Here is an 18,774-nt window from a genome sequence, read left to right on the forward strand (position 1 = left end):
TAGAGGCGCCACTCGGTTCTCGGGCACCGGCGTTCCGCCTGGCGCCCCCCTAGCTCACGGCGTGGCCATTGGCGGCGCTGGCGCATTTTCCGGAAAACCCAGCGCCTGCTCGGCCGCACGCGCGGTCAGCGCCATGTCCGCCCAGGGCGGATGTGCCGTCGTAGGCGGCAGTTGGCTGCGCATCAACCGCTGCGGATCGGTCTGGTCGGCGAAGGTGCCGCTCCAGGCCTGCGGCGTCTGCCACAGCGCATGCTGCAGCACGACCTGCATGTTGGCGATGGAGTGCCGCGGCAGCAGGTGCGGGAACCAGGCGCCGTTGACCTCGTAGGCGGTGCGGAACGCCTGCCCCACCGGCGCATAGCCGAACGTGGACGGCGGCAGCGACGGCACGTAGTCCCAGTAGTTGTAGCAGCGCGTGCTGTCGGCCGCCGCGATATGCGCGGCATAGACCTGCTCCCAGCTCGCGTCGCCGACCATCGGGCTGCAGAAGTTGATGTTGCGGCTGGGCAGCGCCGGCCGGCTCAGCGCCAGGTCCAGCGAGAACAGCTGGCTCAGCGCGCCACCCAGGCTGTGCCCGGTGACGTAGACCTGGGTCGGCGCGAAGTGCTCCAGCAGCGCGAACAACTGCGTGCGCATCGAGGCGCGCATGGCGCCGCCCCTGACGTCGTAGATGCCGTAGAACCCGGCCGACACCTGCGGCACGGGCGTGGCGGTGCCGGCGGTGGGTACGAAGGCGGTGGTGGAGAAGTCCAGGTCCTCGTAGATGTCCAGGTCCGAGTCGGTGCCGCGGAACGCGAACAGATAGGTCCCGGCGGCGACCGTGGAGCGGAACAGCAGGCCGAACAGTTCCTCGCTGCCACCCAGCGGATCGCCGTCCCAGCCGGACCAGCGGGCGACCAGGCGGTAGTCGGACGGCGCAACAACCGGCTTGCCTTCGTAGGCGGCGTACGCGGCGATGCTGGCGGCTGCCATCGCCAGGGTCAGTTGCGGCGGCAATGGCGGTTGCGTCGCGGGAATCGCACTCATCGGCGAACGTCCTGTCGGAAAGCGCGGCGCGCGCCGCGGGAACCGGCACACCTTCCCTGCGGAACCGTGGTCCGTCCGCCACGCTGCGGCCGCCATCGGGACGATGGCCAAGTGCAGCGGGGCGTGATCGCTTAGTAGCACTGCCGATCCAGGCGGTGCTTCGATACGCATCGCATCGCGCGTCGCAACGCAGCACTTGTCTACGACACCTGCGCGCACTGTCTCTCCACATCGCCTGCACCCTCCCGTCACGGATCGCGCGCGCCGCGCCGGGCACAGTGCAGGCGGGCACTGTCGCCCGCTCGGAGATCCGCATGGCCAGCCCGCAGGAACTGGAAGAGAAATTCTGGAAGGCATTGAAGTCCGACCGCACCGTGATGCTGGGCCTGGACGGCGTCGAGGACGGCCATGCCCGCCCGATGACCGCGCAGTTCGAGGGCGACCACGGCGGCCCGATCTGGTTCTTCACCTCCAAGGACAACGCGCTGGTGCAGAAGCTGACGGAAAGCCAGCGGGTGATCGCGGCGTTCAGCGCCAAGAACCACGATCTGTTCGCCAGCATCAGCGGCACGCTCAGCGTGGACAACGACCAGGCGGTGATCGAGCGCCTGTGGAACGGCTTCATCGACGCCTGGTACGAACAGGGAAAGGACGATCCGAAGCTGGCGCTGCTGCGCCTGGATCCGGACCACGCGCAGATCTGGCTCAATGGTTCCAGCCTGATGGCCGGCATCAAGGTGCTGTTCGGGATCGACCCCAAGCGCGACTATCAGGACAAGGTCGCCGACGTGCCGCTGCGCTGAGGTCGACGCGCTCGCACGCCGCCGCGCCGGCTGCATGGGTGCAGCCGGAGCATCCCGCTCGGCAGGCCGGCTCCCGCCCGCCGGGCGCATCGCGTCTGCATGATGTCGAGAAAACGCGCCGCGCGTCATGCAAGCGGCGCATGGCGTCGACCGCGCCGAAGCAACGGGTCATTCGGCCTTTAGCAGTCCACGGATCGCATCGCGCAGCACCGCTTCGTTGGCCCGCAGGGCACGATCGACCTGGTCTTCGGCCGCCGCCTCCGCCACGCGCAACCAGGCCTGCGCCTCCGCCGCGTCGGCGTGCCGCATGGCCATCAATGCCCGGCAGCGCGGGCGCAACGCAGGCGCGATCCAGTCCGCCTCCGCCGTCAGTCCCGCATCCAGCATCTCGATCTCGGCGCTTCCTTCCATTGCGCGCGAAAATGCGAATTCGCACCGCAGCAGCATGACCAGCGTCTCCCAGTGCGCGGCAGCGTGCCCCGTCTCGGCGAGACGCTGTTCCATCTGCGGTTGCAGTTCCGCCGCTTGCCGCCACTGACCACGCTGTTGCGCCGCCTTCAATGCAAACCAGCTGTGGCACAAGGCCAGATCGCTGCGTGCCAGCACGTCCAGACGGGACGGCGGCAGCCTGTCCGCAGTGACGCCCTTGCACGTCCACCCATTGAGTTCGGCAAGCACGTACGCCGGGGCATCCGCGTCGTGCCACCGCGCCACATTCACCCATTGCAAGCCGTCGGTTGCCCCCGACCGCCCCTGCACCGGCAACAGATTGATCAGTGCGACCGCGAAGTTGAGGACGCCGATGCCAACGCAGAATGCGCCCAGGTTGCTGTCCAGGCCGGCGCCTCGCGCGGCAAGCCATGCGATCGACGCCACCAGCAGATTGGCCGCCGGCCCGCCGACGATCGTTAATCGATACTGCCGGCACAGCGACAGGGAGGGATCCGGCACGGGCAGCACGAAGCCGATCGGATGGCCGGGGCGCACGCGCCGCCAACGCATCCTCCAGCCACGGCGGCGCGCATGCAGTTGCAGCGGGCCGATATGGATCAGGTAGACGGTCATGCCCGCGGCACGCGCCGCCAGCACGTGGCCACACTCGTGCAGCGCCACCGTCGCCATGCCCGCCAGCGGAAGACTGAGCAGGATCACCGGCAACTCGACCATGCCCGGTGCCCAGACGCCCTGGACCAGGGCGATAGCGCCGATCGCCATCGCCGAGACGCCGATCAGCAACAGCACGCCCTGCACGCCTGTCAGGAGCCGATTAAGCCAAGGCGATGGCGTCCACACGCCGCGTGGTGTCCCGGCCGAACTCATGGCCGGCTCCGCGCGGCACCGAGCGGCCGCTTGCCACGCCGGAACCGCGCGGCGCACGCATGCGCATGCGCCGCCAGCAGGGCGCCACCTTCATGGACGGCGGTCGTCGCCAACGGCGCCAGCAAGCAGATCAGCCTCGGCGCCAGCGCGGACACGACAGGGATACGCGCCTGCGTGAGCGCATGCTGTCTCGCGCTGCCGGCTGCGCCGACATCCCGTCGCATCGCCCGGTGGCCGAGCATCGCTGCGGCACCCGGCCGCTCTGCCGCACGTGTCGACCAATCACTGGCTGGATCACGCAACGGCGCCACCTAACGGCGATAGCGCACCGCCAACTGTGCGGCCGCGGCGGCGCGATGCCGGCGCAGGGCCAGGCCGAGCGCACTCATGGTCGCCACATCGGCGTCGCTGGCCTGCTCCTCCAGGACGCGCTGCACGCGCGGCGACAGCCCCCAGTCCGCGGAGATGGCCTTGGCGCAGTGCGCCGACCAGGCCTCCAGCATCTCGGTCATCGCCGCCGGCGTGGGAGCCGCCTCGGCATGGCGTGCGTGGACATCGCGCAGCACCTGCACCACCGCGACCGCACCCAGCCCGCACAGCAGCGCCAGCAATTGCGCGGCGTTCGCATCCTCGCGGTCCGGCACCTGCGCGGCGGCGTGCGCCGACAGCAGGGTGTGTTCCCACAGCACCGCCGCACAGCGGCCGAAGACGCTGCCGTCGTCGACGATCACCGGCTGCAGCAACGCCGCCAGCACGATCTGGCGCAGGCCCTCGGTGCCGAGCAGGGCCACCGCCCGCTCCAGGTTCTCGATCGGCTCGGGATGGCGGCGGTAGACGACGCTGTTGGCGATGCGCAGCAGGTTGCCGGCCAGCGCCGGGTCCTGGCCCAGGATCGTGGCGATGGCGTGGGCGCCGGCGGCCGGATCGTTGATCGCACGGGTCAGCTGCGGCAACAGGTGCGGGCGCCGCGGCGTGTAGCGCGGATGCGCATCGATGCGCGCCAGCACCGCGGCGGCATCGGCCATGACCGCCGGCGTGGCCGTGGCCGACGCGTTCACCGGCCGGCCGGCGAACGCCAGCTCGCACAGCCGCGCCAGGATCGCCGCGTCCGGCACCGGATCCAGATCGATCAGCGCCGGATCGGCGAATGGGTCGATGCCCGGGTCCGCTGCGGCACCAGGCGCAGCCGATGCCGCGCGTGCAGGCGCTGCCGACGCATCGAGTTGGCCCGCGTCCTCGAACGCCGTGCGCGCCTGCGGCGCTTCGGCCGCATCGCCATGGCCGCGGCGCAGCCACCACCACAGTCCGGCCCCCAGCACCAGCACACCCGCACTGATGGCAATCCACATGATCGGCACGATCGTCGTCATCCGCAAAACATCGCCAGGTCCCCGCGCCCGGCCACCGGTGCGCGCCCACGCGGCGCGCCATGTCATTCAAGCACGCCGCGCGGGTTTCTGCGCAACGCCGACGTGATGCGGCGGCCGACCCTCCGTCAGGGGGTCAGGGACGCGCGCGATCGCGCTCCCCAGTCGCAAGCAAGCGGCGTGCCGGCGGTGCCCGTCACCACCCCGCCGGCCTGTGCGTCGACACCCAGCATCCACTACGTACGGCAGGTGGCTGATCCGGCCCAGGCATGGGCTTGACCGCCTGCTTCCCGGCGGCGACCGCCGCGCGCACGCTCAGTGCGGCGCCGGCTCGGGGGCCGCGCGGTGGCCGTAGCTGAGCACGCGCGTGAGCTTCCACCCGTCCGGGTCCTGGCGCCACACCATCACGAACTTGGCGATGCCCTCGCAACGGCCACTGGCCAGGTCGCAGAAGCGGTGCTCCCCCTCCTCGATCGCCCCGAAGTCCTTGACCGGGTAGACCCGCAGCGTGCCGGGCACCAACGCACGACGGACCTTGCCGCAGATCCATTTGCGCGTGCTGTCGACGACGCTCGCGCGGTCCCAGGTAACACCACCGGTGTCGTGGTAGAACTCCACGTCCGGCACGAACAGCGACTCGAACGCCGCCAGGTCGCAGCGGTTGTAGGCGTCGAACAGGCGCTGGTCCAGCGCCGCGACGGTGTCGAACAGCGGCCCGGCAGCACCGTCCCCGGCCGGTTCCGCCGCCCGGGTCGCCGCCGCGCACGCCATCAACGCCACCGCTGCCCAGGCTTTCATCGGCCACCTCTACGCTCGTCGATGCGAAGAACATGCGCTCCCTTGGGCAGCGGCCGCAAGCTTGCGACGCACGCAGGTGCCTTGCCGCGACACCCGCGCAGGCACACTCGCCGCCGCGGTGTCGACGGCGTCAGCGCCGACGCCCGACCGCGCCTACATGTTGCGCCGATACTCGCCACCCACCTCGTACAGCGCGTGGCTGATCTGGCCCAGGCTATGGGTCTTGACCGCTTCCATCAGTGCCGCGAACACGTTGCGGCGCTCGCGTGCGGTGCGCTGCAGCGCGCCAAGGCCGGCGCCGTCGGCGGCCAGCGCCAGCGCATTGCGGCGCCGCTGCCAGTCCTGCACGTTGCCGATCTGCTGGTCCTTTTCCTGCTCGGTGGAGCGGATCAGCTCGATCTCGGTCGCGGTCTCGCCGGCGTGCTCCTTGGGCAGGAAGGTATTGACCCCGACCAGCGGCAGGCTGCCGTCGTGCTTCTTGTGTTCGTAATACAGGCTCTCTTCCTGGATCTTGCCGCGCTGGTACATGGTGTCCATGGCACCGAGCACGCCGCCGCGCTCACTGATCGCCTCGAACTCCTTGTACACCGCCTCCTCGACCAGGTCGGTGAGCTGTTCGACGATGAAGCTGCCCTGCCAGGGGTTCTCGCAGAAGTTCAGCCCCAGCTCCTTGTTGATGATCATCTGGATCGCCACCGCACGGCGCACGCTCTCCTCGGTCGGCGTGGTGATCGCCTCGTCGTAGGCGTTGGTGTGCAGGCTGTTGCAGTTGTCGAACAACGCGTACAGCGCCTGCAGCGTGGTGCGGATGTCGTTGAACTGGATTTCCTGCGCATGCAGCGAACGGCCCGAGGTCTGGATGTGGTACTTCATCATCTGGCTGCGCTCGTTGCCGCCGTAGCGCTCGCGCATCGCGCGTGCCCAGATCCGCCGCGCCACCCGGCCGATCACCGTGTACTCGGGGTCCATGCCGTTGCTGAAGAAGAAGCTCAGGTTCGGCGCGAAATCGTCGATGTGCATGCCGCGCGCCAGGTAATACTCGACGATGGTGAAGCCGTTGCTGAGAGTGAAGGCGAGCTGGCTGATCGGGTTCGCCCCGGCCTCGGCGATGTGGTAGCCGGAGATCGACACCGAGTAGAAATTGCGTACCTTCTGCTCGACGAAATACTGCTGGATGTCGCCCATCATGCGCAGCGCGAACTCGGTGCTGAAGATGCAGGTGTTCTGCGCCTGGTCCTCCTTGAGGATGTCGGCCTGCACCGTGCCGCGCACGCTGGACAGGGTCTGCGCCTTGATCTGCGCGTAGGTCGCCGCGTCCACCAACTGGTCGCCGCTGACCCCGAGCAGGGCCAGGCCGAGGCCGTCGTTGCCCGGCGGCAACTCGCCGTGATAGCGCGGGCGCGCGCGGCCGTCGAACAGCCGCGCCAGGGTCTGCTCGGCCTGCGCCCAGCGCTGCGCGTCGGCCTTGAGGTACTTCTCCACCTGCTGGTCGATGGCGGTGTTCATGAACATCGCCAGAATCATCGGCGCCGGGCCGTTGATGGTCATCGACACGCTGGTGGTCGGCGCGCACAGGTCGAAGCCGGAATACAGCTTCTTCATGTCGTCCAGCGTCGGGATGTTGACCCCGGAGTTGCCGATCTTGCCGTAGATGTCCGGGCGCGGCGCCGGGTCCTCGCCGTACAGGGTGACGCTGTCGAAAGCGGTGGACAGGCGCGCGGCCGGCTGGCCGACGCTCAGGTAGTGGAAGCGCCGGTTGGTGCGCTCGGGCGTGCCCTCGCCGGCGAACATGCGGATCGGATCCTCGCCGGTGCGCCGGTACGGATACACGCCGCCGGTGTACGGATAGCTGCCGGGCAGGTTCTCCTTGCCGAGGAAGGTCAGCAGTTCGCCCCAGCTCTTGTAGCGCGGCGCGGCGATCTTCGGAATGGACTGGTGGCTCAGCGACTGCCGGTAGTTCTCCACCCGGATCGACTTGCCTCGTACGGCGTATTCGGTGACCGGATCGGTGATCGACTTCAGCCGTTGCGGCCACTCACGCAGCAGCTTCAGCGATTCGCTGGACAGCGACTGCAAGGCGTCGTTGTAGCGCTGGCGCAGCAACAGCAGGCTGGCGTCCACGGCGGCATCGGGCGCCTCGGCGGACGTGCGCGGCGCCGGCAGCAGGTCGTGCGCCGCATACAGTTCCAGTTGCGCCGGCAGCTGCGGATCCTGCAGTGCGTGCAGTGCCTGCCAGAACGCCTGCGCACGGTCGGCCGCTTCGGCCTGGCGCAGCACGCCGGCATTGAGCGCCCTTCCCTGCTCGGCGATCTCGGCCAGGTAGCGCACGCGCGCCCCGGGAATCAGCACGGTGGCGCGCGGCTCCTTCAGCGTGGTGTCGAGTTGCGGATGGAAGTCGCAGTGCACCGGCATGCCCGGCGCGCCTGCCGCGGCCTCCACCTGCGTCGCCAGCTTCTCGCGCAGCAGGCGGCACAGATTGACGAACATCCAGCTCACGCCCGGATCGTTGAATTGACTGGCGATGGTCGGATACACCGGCACCGCCTCGTCCTCCAGCTGGAACGCCGCGCGGTTGCGCCGCCACTGCTTGCGCACGTCGCGCAGCGCGTCCTCGGCGCCGCGCCGGTCGTACTTGTTCAGCACCACCAGCTCGGCGAAGTCGAGCATGTCGATCTTCTCCAGCTGGCTCGGCGCGCCGTAGTCGCTGGTCATCACGTACACCGGGAAATCGACCAGATCGACGATCTCCGAATCGCTCTGGCCGATGCCGGCGGTCTCCACGATCACCAAGTCGTAGCCGATGCCCTTCAACAGCGCGATGCAGTCCTTCAGCACCCGGTTGGTGGCGGCGTGCTGGCGCCGCGTGGCCATCGAGCGCATGTACACGCGCGGACTGCGCAGCGCGTTCATGCGGATGCGGTCGCCGAGCAGCGCGCCGCCGGTGCGGCGCCGGCTGGGGTCCACCGACACCACCGCGATGCGCATCTGCGGGAAGCTGGCCAGGAACCGATTGAGCAGTTCGTCGGTCACCGAGGACTTGCCGGCGCCACCGGTGCCGGTGAGGCCCAGCACCGGCGCGGTGCGTCGGCTGCGCGGCTCGGCCGCGGTCACCGCGCCGGACTGCCACTGCTTGCGCAGCAACGCCAGCTCGGCCTCCGAGAATGTCCCATCCTCGATCGCCGACAGCGTCCGACCGATCCCGATCTCGTCGTCGATGTCCGGCAGCGGGGAGCCGGCCGCGCTCGCGCCGCGCGCATCCGCCGCGGCCGCGCGCCCTTGCCCGGCCCGCGCCACCACGTCCTCGATCATCTCCACCAGGCCCATCTTCATGCCGTCGTTGGGGTGGTAGATGCGCTCGACGCCGTAGGCCTGCAGCTCGGCGATCTCCTCGGGGGTGATGGTGCCGCCACCGCCGCCGAACACCCGCACATGGCCGGCGCCGCGCTCGCGCAGCATGTCCACCATGTACTTGAAGTACTCCACGTGCCCGCCCTGGTAGGAAGACAGCGCGATGGCATCGGCATCCTCCTGCAGCGCCGCGCGCACCACGTCCTCGACGCTGCGGTTGTGGCCGAGGTGGATCACCTCGGCGCCCTGCGCCTGGATCAGGCGGCGCATGATGTTGATCGCCGCATCGTGGCCGTCGAACAGGCTGGCGGCGGTGACGAAACGCAGGGGACTGGCGTCCGTCTGCGGCAACGGAACGCGGGACGCGGGAAGGCTCATCGTGCGGACATCGAAAAGAGAATGCCGCGATTCTAGGCGCGCAGCGCGACACGGGCAGGTTGCGCTGCAGCATGCACGCTTGGGCGGCGCCCCGCATGGCGCCGGCGCGCCTGCCTATCCGCTGCATGAATACGCCCCAGACAGTGCGTCAACATCCGCGCCGATCGCGGCGTTTCCTCCCGCGTCGGCGCTCCCGCCGATGCCTTCGGAGACCTCGCATGTTCGCTCGTCCCTTGTTGCTGGCCACCCTCCTCGCCGGCGGCATCGCCACCGTGCCCGCGCAGGCGCGCGACGTGGTGGAACTGTCGGTCCGCACCGCGCCGCCGCCGCCGCGCGTGGAACGGGTGGTGGTGCGACCCGGCTACGTGTGGATGCCCGGCTACTGGCAGTGGAACGGCTACCACCACGTCTGGGTCGCCGGCCGCTACGTGGTGGAACGGCCGGGCTACGTCTACGTCGGCCCACGGTGGGAGCACCACGGCCCTGCCTATCGCTTCCGCGCCGGCTATTGGGTCCGCCGCTAGTCCATCCGTCCCACAGAAGACGCGCGATCGTCGTGCCGGCGGCGATCGCGGACCGCGCCGCGGCATGCAGGGCCGCGGCCATGCGTCGTCCAGCGCTGCCGCCCACGGCGCCAGCGCTCGCCCCGGCTTCACCCCACCCTGCACGGTCACGCTTCCCCAGGGCGGACCCGGACGCCACCGCGCCGTGGCCCCTGTGCCAGGCACCATTCCCGCCCCAGTCCGCCCCGCTCAAAGCCTACGCAAGCGGTCCGGCGAACGGCCGCTGTTTGCCCATAGCGTCGCACGCAGTGGCGAGATGCCCATGCCGCGGGCCGCGGCGCCAGCGCGCGGGCGGCAGGCAATTGCTTTAAAATGCCGCCATCGCGACGCTCAGGGCCTGTTCCGGAACCGTCGCGTTTTTGTTTTGCGCCACCCACCAGGCATGTTCCTGGACCATGGTGTCCGACACCTGCAACGCCAGCGGAGCCCCCATGCTTTTCGAAACGCTAGCCAACACCGGCCACGAACAGGTCGTCTTCTGCCACAACCGCGACGTGGGACTGCAGGCGATCATCGCCATCCACAACACGGTGCTCGGCCCTGCGCTGGGCGGCGTGCGCATGCGCCCCTACGCCAACACCGAGTCGGCGCTACAGGACGCGCTGCGGCTCAGCCGCACCATGACCTACAAGAACGCGCTGGCCGGGCTCAACATCGGCGGCGGCAAGGCGGTGATCATCGGCGACCCGAAGAGCGACAAGTCCGAAGCGCTGTTCCGCGCTTTCGGCCGCTATGTCGATTCGCTGGGCGGGCGCTACATCACCGCCGAGGACGTCGGCACCGACGTCAACGACATGGAGCAGATCTACCTGGAGACCGAGTACGTCACCGGCGTGCACCAGGTGCATGGCGGCTCCGGCGACCCGGCCCCGTTCACCGCCTACGGCGCGCTGCAGGCGCTGATGGCCTCGTTGCAACGCAAGTTCGGCCACGAGGAGATCGGCAAGACCAGCATCGCCGTGCAGGGCCTGGGCCACATCGGCATGGAACTGGTGAAGCTGCTCAAGGAGCGCGGCGCCAAGCTGTACGTAACCGATCTGGACCCGGCGCTGGTCGCGCGCGCGGTGGCCGAGTACGGCGCCGAGGCGGTGGACCCGGACGACATCTACGACGTCGCCGCCGACGTGCTGGCGCCGTGCGCCCTGGAAAGCGCGCTCGACGAGGCCAAGCTGCCGCGGCTCAAGGTCAAGATCGTCTGCGGCACCGCCAACAACCAGTTGGCCAATCCGGCGGTCGGCGAGGAACTGCACCGCCGCGGCATCCTCTACGCGCCGGACTACGCGGTCAACGCCGGCGGCGTGATGAACGTGTCGCTGGAAATTGACGGCTACAACCGCGAGCGCGCGATGCGGCTGATCCGCAGCATGTACCACAACCTCGGCAAGATCTTCGACCTGTCCGAGCGCGAGAACCTTCCGCCGCAACAAGCCGCCGACCGCATCGCCGAGGCGCGCATGCAGGCGATCGGCAAGCTCAAGCTGCCGCTGGGCCGCACCGCGCCGCGCTCGATGGGCCATCTGCGCGGCGAGTGACGCGGCGTCGCCTGCGCCGCAGGCGGAGGGGTCGCAGAGCACAGGGCCGGAACAGCTGGCCCTGCCTGAGCGCCCCTGGTCCGGCGCAACACGCGCCGGACCGGTGACCGGGACTCAGAAGCCCAGGCGATAGCGCAGCGACACCGCACGGTCGTCGCCGCGCGGACCGAACCGCTGGTCGTAGCCCAACCCCAGCAGCGCGCCGTTCCAGCGGGTTTGCAGGCTGGCGCCGAACAGGCCGCCCGAACGCGCCGGCTGCAAATCCACCAGCGGCGCCCAGGCGTTCACGCCAACGAAGCTGGCCTGCCGGTCCAGCCCCTGCGCGGCCAGCGTCTGCTGCCACTCGGCATAGCCCTGCAGCGACCAGCCGCGCCCGCCGAATCCGCCACGCAGGCCGGCCAGCGCCTGGCTGCGCGAGGAACTGGCGGCACCGGCCATCAGCCCGAAGCCGTCGCCGCCCTGTTCGCGGAAGCCATCGCTGTCGATGCGGCTGTAGTCGGCGCCCGCATACGGGGTCAGCCATGCCGGGCCGCGCCCGAACCGGTAGCCGACCTCGACGCTGGAGGACAGGAAGCGACCGGCGTAGCGGCTGGAGGCATCGGCGACGGTGTCGCCGAGCAGCAGGCTGCGGTCGAGCTGGCGCTGGTACTGGCCGCTGCCCAGTTGCGCCAGCGCGTAGGCGTTGCCGGCTACCGCACCGAGATAGGCCTGGCCCTGCACCTGCCGGTTGCGGCTGCGGTCCAGGCTGCCGGCGTCGCTGGCGCGACTCTCGCCGAAGGCGAAGCCGGCCACGGCGTGGTCGCCCAGGCGCAGGTCCTGGCCCATCAGCCAGCCATCGAGCTGGAACTGGCTGCCGGCGAAGCTGCCCTGCCCGGTCTCGCCCAGGCGCTGGCTCCAGGCGCCGACCGCGCGCGGCTGGTCGACCAGCGTGTCGAAGCGGCTGGACAGCGCGCGCCGCTGCAGGTCCATGGTGTCGAAGGTCATCGCGGTGGCCGCGGCATGCGCCTCGCCGGACAGGCTGCGCAGCGTCGCCGACGCCGCCGCCACGCTCGGCGACTGCTGCACCGCGCCGGCCGCCTTGAGCAGGGCGCCGTCGACCGTGGCCGGGGCCTGGCTCAGCTGCGTATTGAGCTGCGCGAACGCCGCGTCCACGCGCGTCGCCGACGCCAGGGTGGCCGCGGTGATGTTGCCGAAGCTGGCCGCGGCGGCGGTGACGCTCAGCGACTGCACGGTGATCGAGGCGCTGGTGGCGTCGTAGGACAGCGACGAGGTCAGGAACACGTTCGACGGCGTGGTCACCGAAGCGAACGTGCCGGTGAGCCCGCCATTGGCCTCCAGCACCTTGTACGCGGTGTTGTTGACCACGTAGTCGCGCTTGCCCAGCACATACAGCGAGCCGCCCTGCAGGGTGGCGCTGCCGCCGACCGAGAGCTTGTCGCCGACCAGCAGGGCCAGGCGGCCATTGCTGCTCTGCACGTAGTTGCCGCTCAGGCTCAGCGTGGCCGCGCCGACCTGGAAGGTACCGGCATTGGCGACGCTGCCGCCGAGCGCGCCGGTGCCGACGAAGGTGGCGCCATTGCTGATCGCCACGTTGGAACTGCCGAGGCTGGCCGCACTGAGCGTGCCGCCCTGCACCTGGGTGTCGCCGCTGTAGCTGTTCTGGGTGCCGCTCAGGGTCAGCGTGCCGCTGCCCTGCTTGATCAGGCCGCCGCTGCCGGCGATGTCGTTGGCCCAGGTCGAACTGCCGGTGAAGGCCACCGTGACATCGCCCCAGTCGAAGCGCCCCGGTCCCTGCACCGCCTTGCCGACGTTAAGCAGACCGTAGCCGAACGTCGCATCCACGCCTGGCGTGCCCAGATCGGTGGCGGTGCCGAGCAGGGTCTGCCGGACCAGGTCGTTGTTGAAATACGGGAAGGCCTGCCAGACCAGCGCCGCCGCACCGGACACCAGCGGCGCCGCGTACGAGGTGCCGCTGCCGTAGTAGTAGTCGGGGTTGCTGGTGGAGGTGGTCGCCTTGGGATCGACGAACACCTCGGTGCCGGGCGCGACCAGGCAGTAGCGCATCGCCGCGCCGCAGGCGTTGGAATACGACGCCAGTTGCGTGCCGGTGCTCGAATCCGTCGCCGCCACTACCAGCCAGCCGCGCTCCAGGTCCGCCGCCGGCAGCGTGCCATTGGGGCCGGCCTTGCTGGGCAACGAGGCGATGTCCGAGGGCGTGGACTTGGATTCGTTGCCGGCCGCGAATACCACCAGGCCGCCGTAGCCGAGCACGAACGGGCGGTACTCGTCGGCGATGGCGTTGGTCGAGTTCAGGTCGGTCCAGTAGATGCCGCCCCAGGAGTTGTTCATCACCTTGACCCCGGCATTGATCAGGTCCTGGTGCACCTGGGTCAGGCCCAGCCCGCCGCTGACTTGGTTGCCGCTGCCGCTGCCGTCGTCCTTGGGCGGGGTATCGGAAATGATGCGCGCGGACACGATCTGCGCGCCGGGCGCGATGCCGCCCGGCCACTGCCCGACCGACTTGCCCGCCGCCAGCTGCGCCACGGTGGTGCCGTGGCCGTCGACGTCGTCGACCTTGGTGTTGTTCTGGCTCGGGTCGACGTAGATCAGGTTCGACACCACCCGCCCGGCCAACGCCGGATGATTGCGGTTGACGCCGGTGTCGACCACGCCGATGCGGAAACCGCTGCCGTCGTAGCCGGCATCGTGCGCGGCCAGCGTATTGGTCAGGGTCAGGTGCGCGTCGAACGCCGGCTGCGGTGGCGAGGTTGGAGGCGGCGAGGTCGGCGGCGGCGGAGGCGGCGGCGGCGGTGGGGGCGGAGGCGGCGAGGTCGGCGGCGGACTGCCATGGACCAGATTGCCGCCACCGCCACCGCCGCCACCGCACGAGGCCAGCGCAACCGCTACCGCGGCCGCCAGCAGCGACCGTGCCATCAATGCCCGCATGTGCTTCCCCTCTACCTTGATCTGCCGCACCGTCCGGTGCCGTTCCCATTCATCGGCCGTCGGCGACGGCGATGGCGATAAAACCCACGCCAATCTACACCGAAACCCCGTGTGCGGGGCGGCCGCTCACGCGACCTGCGATTGGCAGAACCCGCGCCGCGGCCGATAATCGGCGCACCTCTTTCGTAAGGGTTTGCCATGACCGAGATCGTCATCGCCGCGGCCAAGCGCACCGCCATCGGCGCGTTCCTGGGCCAGTTCAACGGCGTGCCCACGCCGACGCTGGGCGCCGCGGCCATCCGCGCCGCGCTGGAGCAGTCCGGCATCCCCGCCGCCGACGTCTCCGAGGTCATCATGGGCTGCGTGCTGCCGGCCAACCTCGGCCAGGCCCCGGCGCGCCAGGCCGCGCGCGCGGCGGGCGTGCCGGACGCCACCGGCGCCACCACCATCAACAAGGTCTGCGGCTCGGGCATGAAGGCGGTGATGCTGGGCCACGACCTGATCAAGGCCGGCTCGGCCAGCATCGTGGTCGCCGGCGGCATGGAGTCGATGAGCAACGCGCCGCACATGCTGCCGAACTCGCGCACCGGCAACCGCTACGGCAACTTCCAGGCGGTCGATCACATGGCCTGGGACGGCCTGACCAATCCCGACGACGGCCAGGCGATGGGCGTGTTCGGCGAGGCCACCGCGGAGAAGTTCGGCTTCAGCCGCCAGGACCAGGACGCGTTCGCGATCGAATCAGTGAACCGTGCGCAGGCCGCGCAGCGCGATGGCGCCTTCGCGGCGGAAATCGTTCCGGTCGCCGTCGCCACCCGCAAGGGCGAAGTGCAGGTCGACAGCGACGAGCAGCCGGGCAAGTCCGACGTGACCAAGATCCCGGCGCTGAAGCCGGCGTTCAAGAAGGACGGTACGGTCACCGCGGCCAGTTCCTCGAGCATTTCCGACGGCGCCGCCGCGCTGGTGCTGCTGGAGGCCGACGAGGCCGCACGCCGCGGCGTCGCGCCGCTGGCGCGGATCGTCGGCCACACCACCTTCTCGCAGGCCCCGGAATGGTTCACCACCGCACCGGTCGGCGCGATCCGCAAGCTGCTGGACCAGGTCGGCTGGAGCCTGGACCAGGTCGACCTGTTCGAGATCAACGAAGCCTTCGCCGTGGTGGCGATGGTGCCGATCAAGGAACTGGGCCTGGACCACGCCAAGGTCAACGTCCATGGCGGTGCCTGCGCGCTCGGCCATCCGATCGGCGCCTCCGGTGCGCGCCTGCTGGTGACATTGCTAAATGCGTTGCGCAGCCGTGGCGGCCGCCGCGGAATCGCGACCCTGTGCATCGGTGGCGGCGAAGCGACAGCGGTCGCCATCGAATTGATTTGATTGAAATTAACCCCTGAAACACAAAAATGAATGCGCGTGCGCTTGACAGCCGACTTTGGCTTGTCATCATGTTGAGGGCGCGCATTCGCGCGTTGCCTAACTAAACGACGAGGATAGACACAATGAGCATCAACAAGCTGCTGATCGCAATGGCCCTGGGCCTGGCCCTGGCCGCGTGCTCGAAGCAGGAGCAGGCCCAGGACGCCGCGCAGTCGGCTAACGAAGCCGCCACCGACGCCCAGGCTGCTGCCGACCAGTCGGCTGCCGCCGGCGCCCCGACCGCCGACGCCGCTCAGGCCGCTGCCGACACCGCTGCGACCGCCGCCAACACCGCTGCCGACGCTTCGGCCGCTGCCGGCGCTGCCCCGACCGACGCCGCTGCCGACAAGGCTGCCGACACCGCCAAGGCTGCGGAAGACACCGCCGACAAGGCGAAGGACGCTGCTCAGGAAGCCAAGAAGTAATCACTTCTTGCTTTTTGCAGTCCTGAAAGAGCCGCTGGTCCGCCAGCGGCTTTTTCTTTGCCTGGCGTTTGCCGAACAGCGCCGCCACGGCCGCCGCCATCGTGCCGGCGCATCGCCTTTGCGGTGGGTGGCGTAGGTAGCGAAAATGCATACCTCTCCACGGCGAGACGGCAATCGCCCGTCGTCGCGTCGCGAGCGCGCCACCCGCATGACGCCAGGCCATCACCGCGCCACCACGCTCGCCGCAGGCAGTCCTTCGCGCACGCCAGGAAAAACGCCGCAGGGACAACCATTGCGCTCTGCACGACACCAGGGGCGCGCAAGGCGCCCGGATGCGCATCCGTCCCACGCGTGCCACGCAAAGGCCGACGCCGAGCGCAACGATCCGCTCCCGCGCATGACGGACGCCCGCTCGCAGACCTGCGCGCCGCGGTGCCAGGCTTCCGCCACCGGCATTCCCTCCAGTGTGTCGGCCTTCCTGAACACTGACCCGCGCCACCGCCCCGCCTTGACGCAGGCTGCATGCGCGCCCGCCTAGGCTGCGCCGCGTCACCCACCCGTGGACGGAGAAGCCGCATGAACAAGACCCCGATCGTGGCCCTGCTGGGCGCCCTCGCACTGGCCGGCTGCCAGGGCCCGGAATCGCAGCAGGCGCAGCGCGACGCCAAGGTCGCCGCCGAGCAGACCGGCGAGGCCGCCAAGGAAGCCGCGGGCCAGGTCGCGCAGACCGGTCGCGAGGTGGCCGCCGATGCCCGCGACGCCGCGCACCGTGCCGCCAACTCCGAGGCCGTGCAGGACGCCTCGGCCGCAGCCAAGGAAATGGCGGCCGACGCCAGCGAAGCCACCGCGAATGCGGCGCAGAAAGTCGCCGACAAGGCCCGCGAGAACGCCAACGAAGATCCGCACAACGGCGAGCGAGAGCGCCATTGAGTCACCGCCGCTCCCGCCTGTGCGGGGGCGGCACCTGCGGCGCGGCGGGTACCGCGTGACGCAGCGGTTCGGGAGGTCTTTTTTTGTGACGCCGGTCCAAGGCGTTTGCGCCGTCACAGTAGACTTTTGCGATGCCGATCCTTCTTCGTGTGCGGGCCAGGACCCGCCTAGCCCTGCTGTTCTCCGCCGCGGTTTTCGTACTGATCGGCTTCGGCGTCTTCACCGGCGCGCAACGCGCCATCTCCGACGCCGAGCGTGTCGCCCACACCCATGAAGTCCTGCGCAACATCGACGAGGTGCAGTCCACCTTGCTGATGACCGAGTCCTCGTTGCGCGGCTACGAACTGACCAACAACCAGGCCTACCTGACCCTCTATTACGACAGTGCCGAGCGCGTGCCGCGGCAGCTGGCGCAACTGCGCAAGCTGGTCTCCGACAATCCCGTGCAGGTCGCCAACGTGCAGGCGCTGGAGCAACTGATGAACACGCGGCTGACACAGATGCGGCAGATGCTAGCGGTGTACCAGCGCGACGGCTTGCAGGCGTTGCAGCAGGCGATGGCGCCCAACGTGTACCAGAGTTCCAGCGCGCTCCGCGACCAGGTGCAGCAGATGACCGACGTGGAGTTGCAGTTGCTGCAGCGTCGCGACGTGTCCAACCAGCGCAGCGCCGACCTGCTGCTGCTCCTGGCCCTGGCAGGCATTCCGTTCGGCCTGGGCAGCGTCGGCGTGGTCTACGCATTGCTGTTCCGCGAGCTGCGCAACCGCAGCAACGCCGAGCAGGCCGCCTCGGTCGCCAACGAGAGAATGGAAGCCGGCATCCGCGAGCTGGAGCGCACCACTGCCGATCTCAACGCGCTCAGCCGCTACACCGGCCTGTTGCAGAGCTGCGCGGAGCCGGCCGAAGCGCTGACGGTGACCGCGCGCCTGCTCGCTGCGCTGATGCCCGATACCGGCGGCAGCGTCTACCTGCTGCGCGCCTCGCGCGACCGCGCCGAGGCGATCGTCAGCTGGGGCGATGCGCCGGTCGGCAGCGAGCCGGCGGTGGCGCCGCAGGACTGCTGGGCCTTGCGCCGCGACAAGAGCCACTTCGTGCACGCGCAGGGCCATGACTCGGCCTGCGCGCACCTGCGCGAGGATCCGTCCGCCGTCGGCGCCAGCACCGCCTGCATTCCGCTGTCGGCGCAGGGCACGCAACTGGGCTTCGTGTACCTGGCCGGACGCAGCGCGGGCCCGCTGCCGCGCATCGCCATCGCCGAGGCGGCCGCCGAGCAGCTGTCGCTGGCCTTGAGCAACCTGCGCCTGCGCGAGTCGCTGCGCCTGCAGTCGATCCGCGACCCGCTCACCGGCCTGTTCAATCGCCGCTACCTGGAAGAATCGCTCAACCACGAACTGGCCCGCTGCGGGCGCCGGCAGATGCCGCTGTCGCTGCTGATGCTGGACGTGGACCACTTCAAGCAGTTCAACGACCTGCATGGCCACGGCGGCGGCGACAGCCTGCTGGCCGCGGTCGGGCAGATGCTGTCGACGCGGCTGCGCGGCGAGGACATCGCCTGCCGCTACGGCGGCGAGGAGTTCACGGTGATCCTGCCGGAGACCGGCCCGGAACAGGCGCAGGCGATCGCCGAACAGATCCGCAGCGCGGCTCAGCAACTGAGCGCCAGCGTGGACGGCAAGGCGCTGCCGGCGGTGACCATGTCGATCGGCGTGGCCAGCTACCCGCGCGATGGCGTGGTCGCCACCACCCTGCTGCGCAAGGCCGACGCGGCGCTGTACCGGGCCAAGCGCTGCGGCCGCAACCAGGTGCAGGCCTACGATTCCACGCTGGACGGCATGGGCTGAACTGGCGGCGGCCACCGCCGGCCCACCGTTCTGAAGAAAGCGTCACAAAATCGACGCGGTAGAGCGGCGATAGTCGCGCTTCCC

13 protein-coding genes are annotated in these 18,774 nt (G+C 69.8%); 7 read left to right on the forward strand and 6 right to left on the reverse strand.

Translation table 11 applies throughout. The annotated features are described in order from the left end of the window. Positions 1 to 54: 54 nt before the first annotated feature. Positions 55 to 1,026, reverse strand: coding sequence for a lipase family protein (locus NUG21_RS14330; RefSeq protein WP_263391219.1), 972 nt, complete (start codon positions 1,024 to 1,026; stop codon positions 55 to 57). Between the two features lie 314 nt (positions 1,027 to 1,340). On the opposite strand from NUG21_RS14330, the gene NUG21_RS14335 reads away from it, so the two are divergent. Continuing rightward, positions 1,341 to 1,829 (forward strand): pyridoxamine 5'-phosphate oxidase family protein, encoded by a 489-nt coding sequence (locus NUG21_RS14335; protein WP_160948038.1) that lies wholly within the window; start codon positions 1,341 to 1,343, stop codon positions 1,827 to 1,829. Positions 1,830 to 1,997: 168 nt separating this feature from the next. Here the strand turns inward: NUG21_RS14335 and NUG21_RS14340 are convergent, their stop codons facing one another. The 4 genes from NUG21_RS14340 to NUG21_RS14355 all read right to left on the reverse strand — a co-directional run bounded on the left by NUG21_RS14340 (position 1,998) and on the right by NUG21_RS14355 (position 9,040). Further along, positions 1,998 to 3,071 carry a M50 family metallopeptidase gene (locus tag NUG21_RS14340; protein ID WP_263391220.1) on the reverse strand — a complete coding sequence of 358 codons (1,074 nt, stop codon included), beginning with the start codon at positions 3,069 to 3,071 and terminating at the stop codon, positions 1,998 to 2,000. Between the two features lie 389 nt (positions 3,072 to 3,460). Continuing rightward, a complete protein-coding gene (locus tag NUG21_RS14345; RefSeq protein WP_263391221.1) occupies positions 3,461 to 4,519 on the reverse strand; it encodes an HDOD domain-containing protein in 1,059 nt (352 codons plus the stop codon). A 312-nt stretch (positions 4,520 to 4,831) separates the two neighbouring features. After that, positions 4,832 to 5,314 (reverse strand): nuclear transport factor 2 family protein, encoded by a 483-nt coding sequence (locus NUG21_RS14350; RefSeq protein WP_263391222.1) that lies wholly within the window; start codon positions 5,312 to 5,314, stop codon positions 4,832 to 4,834. Positions 5,315 to 5,467: 153 nt separating this feature from the next. Beyond that, the gene (locus tag NUG21_RS14355; RefSeq protein WP_263391223.1) at positions 5,468 to 9,040 is read right to left on the reverse strand and encodes a methylmalonyl-CoA mutase family protein; all 3,573 of its coding nucleotides are present in this window, start codon (positions 9,038 to 9,040) and stop codon (positions 5,468 to 5,470) included. Between the two features lie 218 nt (positions 9,041 to 9,258). Between NUG21_RS14355 and NUG21_RS14360 the strand changes: the two genes are divergently transcribed. After that, on the forward strand, positions 9,259 to 9,564 hold the full coding sequence (locus NUG21_RS14360) for a hypothetical protein (RefSeq protein ID WP_263391224.1): 306 nt from the start codon (positions 9,259 to 9,261) through the stop codon (positions 9,562 to 9,564). A 470-nt stretch (positions 9,565 to 10,034) separates the two neighbouring features. After that, complete coding sequence (locus NUG21_RS14365) at positions 10,035 to 11,135, forward strand: Glu/Leu/Phe/Val dehydrogenase dimerization domain-containing protein (protein ID WP_160948043.1); 1,101 nt, start codon at positions 10,035 to 10,037, stop codon at positions 11,133 to 11,135. 114 nt (positions 11,136 to 11,249) lie between these two features. On the opposite strand, the gene NUG21_RS14370 is transcribed toward NUG21_RS14365, so the two are convergent. Continuing rightward, positions 11,250 to 14,069: an autotransporter serine protease gene (locus NUG21_RS14370; protein WP_263391225.1), complete on the reverse strand. Its 2,820-nt coding sequence runs from the start codon at positions 14,067 to 14,069 to the stop codon at positions 11,250 to 11,252. A gap of 210 nt (positions 14,070 to 14,279) precedes the next feature. Between NUG21_RS14370 and NUG21_RS14375 the strand changes: the two genes are divergently transcribed. The 4 genes from NUG21_RS14375 to NUG21_RS14390 all read left to right on the forward strand — a co-directional run bounded on the left by NUG21_RS14375 (position 14,280) and on the right by NUG21_RS14390 (position 18,690). Beyond that, on the forward strand, positions 14,280 to 15,455 hold the full coding sequence (locus tag NUG21_RS14375) for a thiolase family protein (RefSeq protein ID WP_160948355.1): 1,176 nt from the start codon (positions 14,280 to 14,282) through the stop codon (positions 15,453 to 15,455). A gap of 122 nt (positions 15,456 to 15,577) precedes the next feature. Beyond that, a complete protein-coding gene (locus tag NUG21_RS14380; protein ID WP_160948354.1) occupies positions 15,578 to 15,919 on the forward strand; it encodes a hypothetical protein in 342 nt (113 codons plus the stop codon). A gap of 576 nt (positions 15,920 to 16,495) precedes the next feature. Beyond that, the gene (locus tag NUG21_RS14385; protein ID WP_263391226.1) at positions 16,496 to 16,849 is read left to right on the forward strand and encodes an XAC1346 family secretion chaperone; all 354 of its coding nucleotides are present in this window, start codon (positions 16,496 to 16,498) and stop codon (positions 16,847 to 16,849) included. 131 nt (positions 16,850 to 16,980) lie between these two features. Further along, entirely contained in the window at positions 16,981 to 18,690 is a 1,710-nt protein-coding gene (locus tag NUG21_RS14390) for a sensor domain-containing diguanylate cyclase (protein WP_263391227.1), read from the forward strand. Positions 18,691 to 18,774: the final 84 nt, after the last annotated feature.

The sequence above is a fragment of the Xanthomonas sp. CFBP 8445 genome (genome assembly GCF_025666235.1).
GTDB classification, from domain to species: domain Bacteria; phylum Pseudomonadota; class Gammaproteobacteria; order Xanthomonadales; family Xanthomonadaceae; genus Xanthomonas_A; species Xanthomonas_A indica.

Bases quoted from the DNA above. Each gene is read 5' to 3' on its own strand.
- NUG21_RS14330 (WP_263391219.1), bottom strand. From the start codon at position 1,026: ATGAGTGCGATTCCCGCGACGCAACCGCCATTGCCGCCGCAACTGACC.
- NUG21_RS14335 (WP_160948038.1), top strand. From the start codon at position 1,341: ATGGCCAGCCCGCAGGAACTGGAAGAGAAATTCTGGAAGGCATTGAAG.
- NUG21_RS14345 (WP_263391221.1), bottom strand. From the start codon at position 4,519: ATGACGACGATCGTGCCGATCATGTGGATTGCCATCAGTGCGGGTGTG.
- NUG21_RS14350 (WP_263391222.1), bottom strand. From the start codon at position 5,314: ATGAAAGCCTGGGCAGCGGTGGCGTTGATGGCGTGCGCGGCGGCGACC.
- NUG21_RS14355 (WP_263391223.1), bottom strand. From the start codon at position 9,040: ATGAGCCTTCCCGCGTCCCGCGTTCCGTTGCCGCAGACGGACGCCAGT.
- NUG21_RS14360 (WP_263391224.1), top strand. From the start codon at position 9,259: ATGTTCGCTCGTCCCTTGTTGCTGGCCACCCTCCTCGCCGGCGGCATC.
- NUG21_RS14365 (WP_160948043.1), top strand. From the start codon at position 10,035: ATGCTTTTCGAAACGCTAGCCAACACCGGCCACGAACAGGTCGTCTTC.
- NUG21_RS14370 (WP_263391225.1), bottom strand. From the start codon at position 14,069: ATGGCACGGTCGCTGCTGGCGGCCGCGGTAGCGGTTGCGCTGGCCTCG.
- NUG21_RS14375 (WP_160948355.1), top strand. From the start codon at position 14,280: ATGACCGAGATCGTCATCGCCGCGGCCAAGCGCACCGCCATCGGCGCG.
- NUG21_RS14380 (WP_160948354.1), top strand. From the start codon at position 15,578: ATGAGCATCAACAAGCTGCTGATCGCAATGGCCCTGGGCCTGGCCCTG.
- NUG21_RS14385 (WP_263391226.1), top strand. From the start codon at position 16,496: ATGAACAAGACCCCGATCGTGGCCCTGCTGGGCGCCCTCGCACTGGCC.
- NUG21_RS14390 (WP_263391227.1), top strand. From the start codon at position 16,981: ATGCCGATCCTTCTTCGTGTGCGGGCCAGGACCCGCCTAGCCCTGCTG.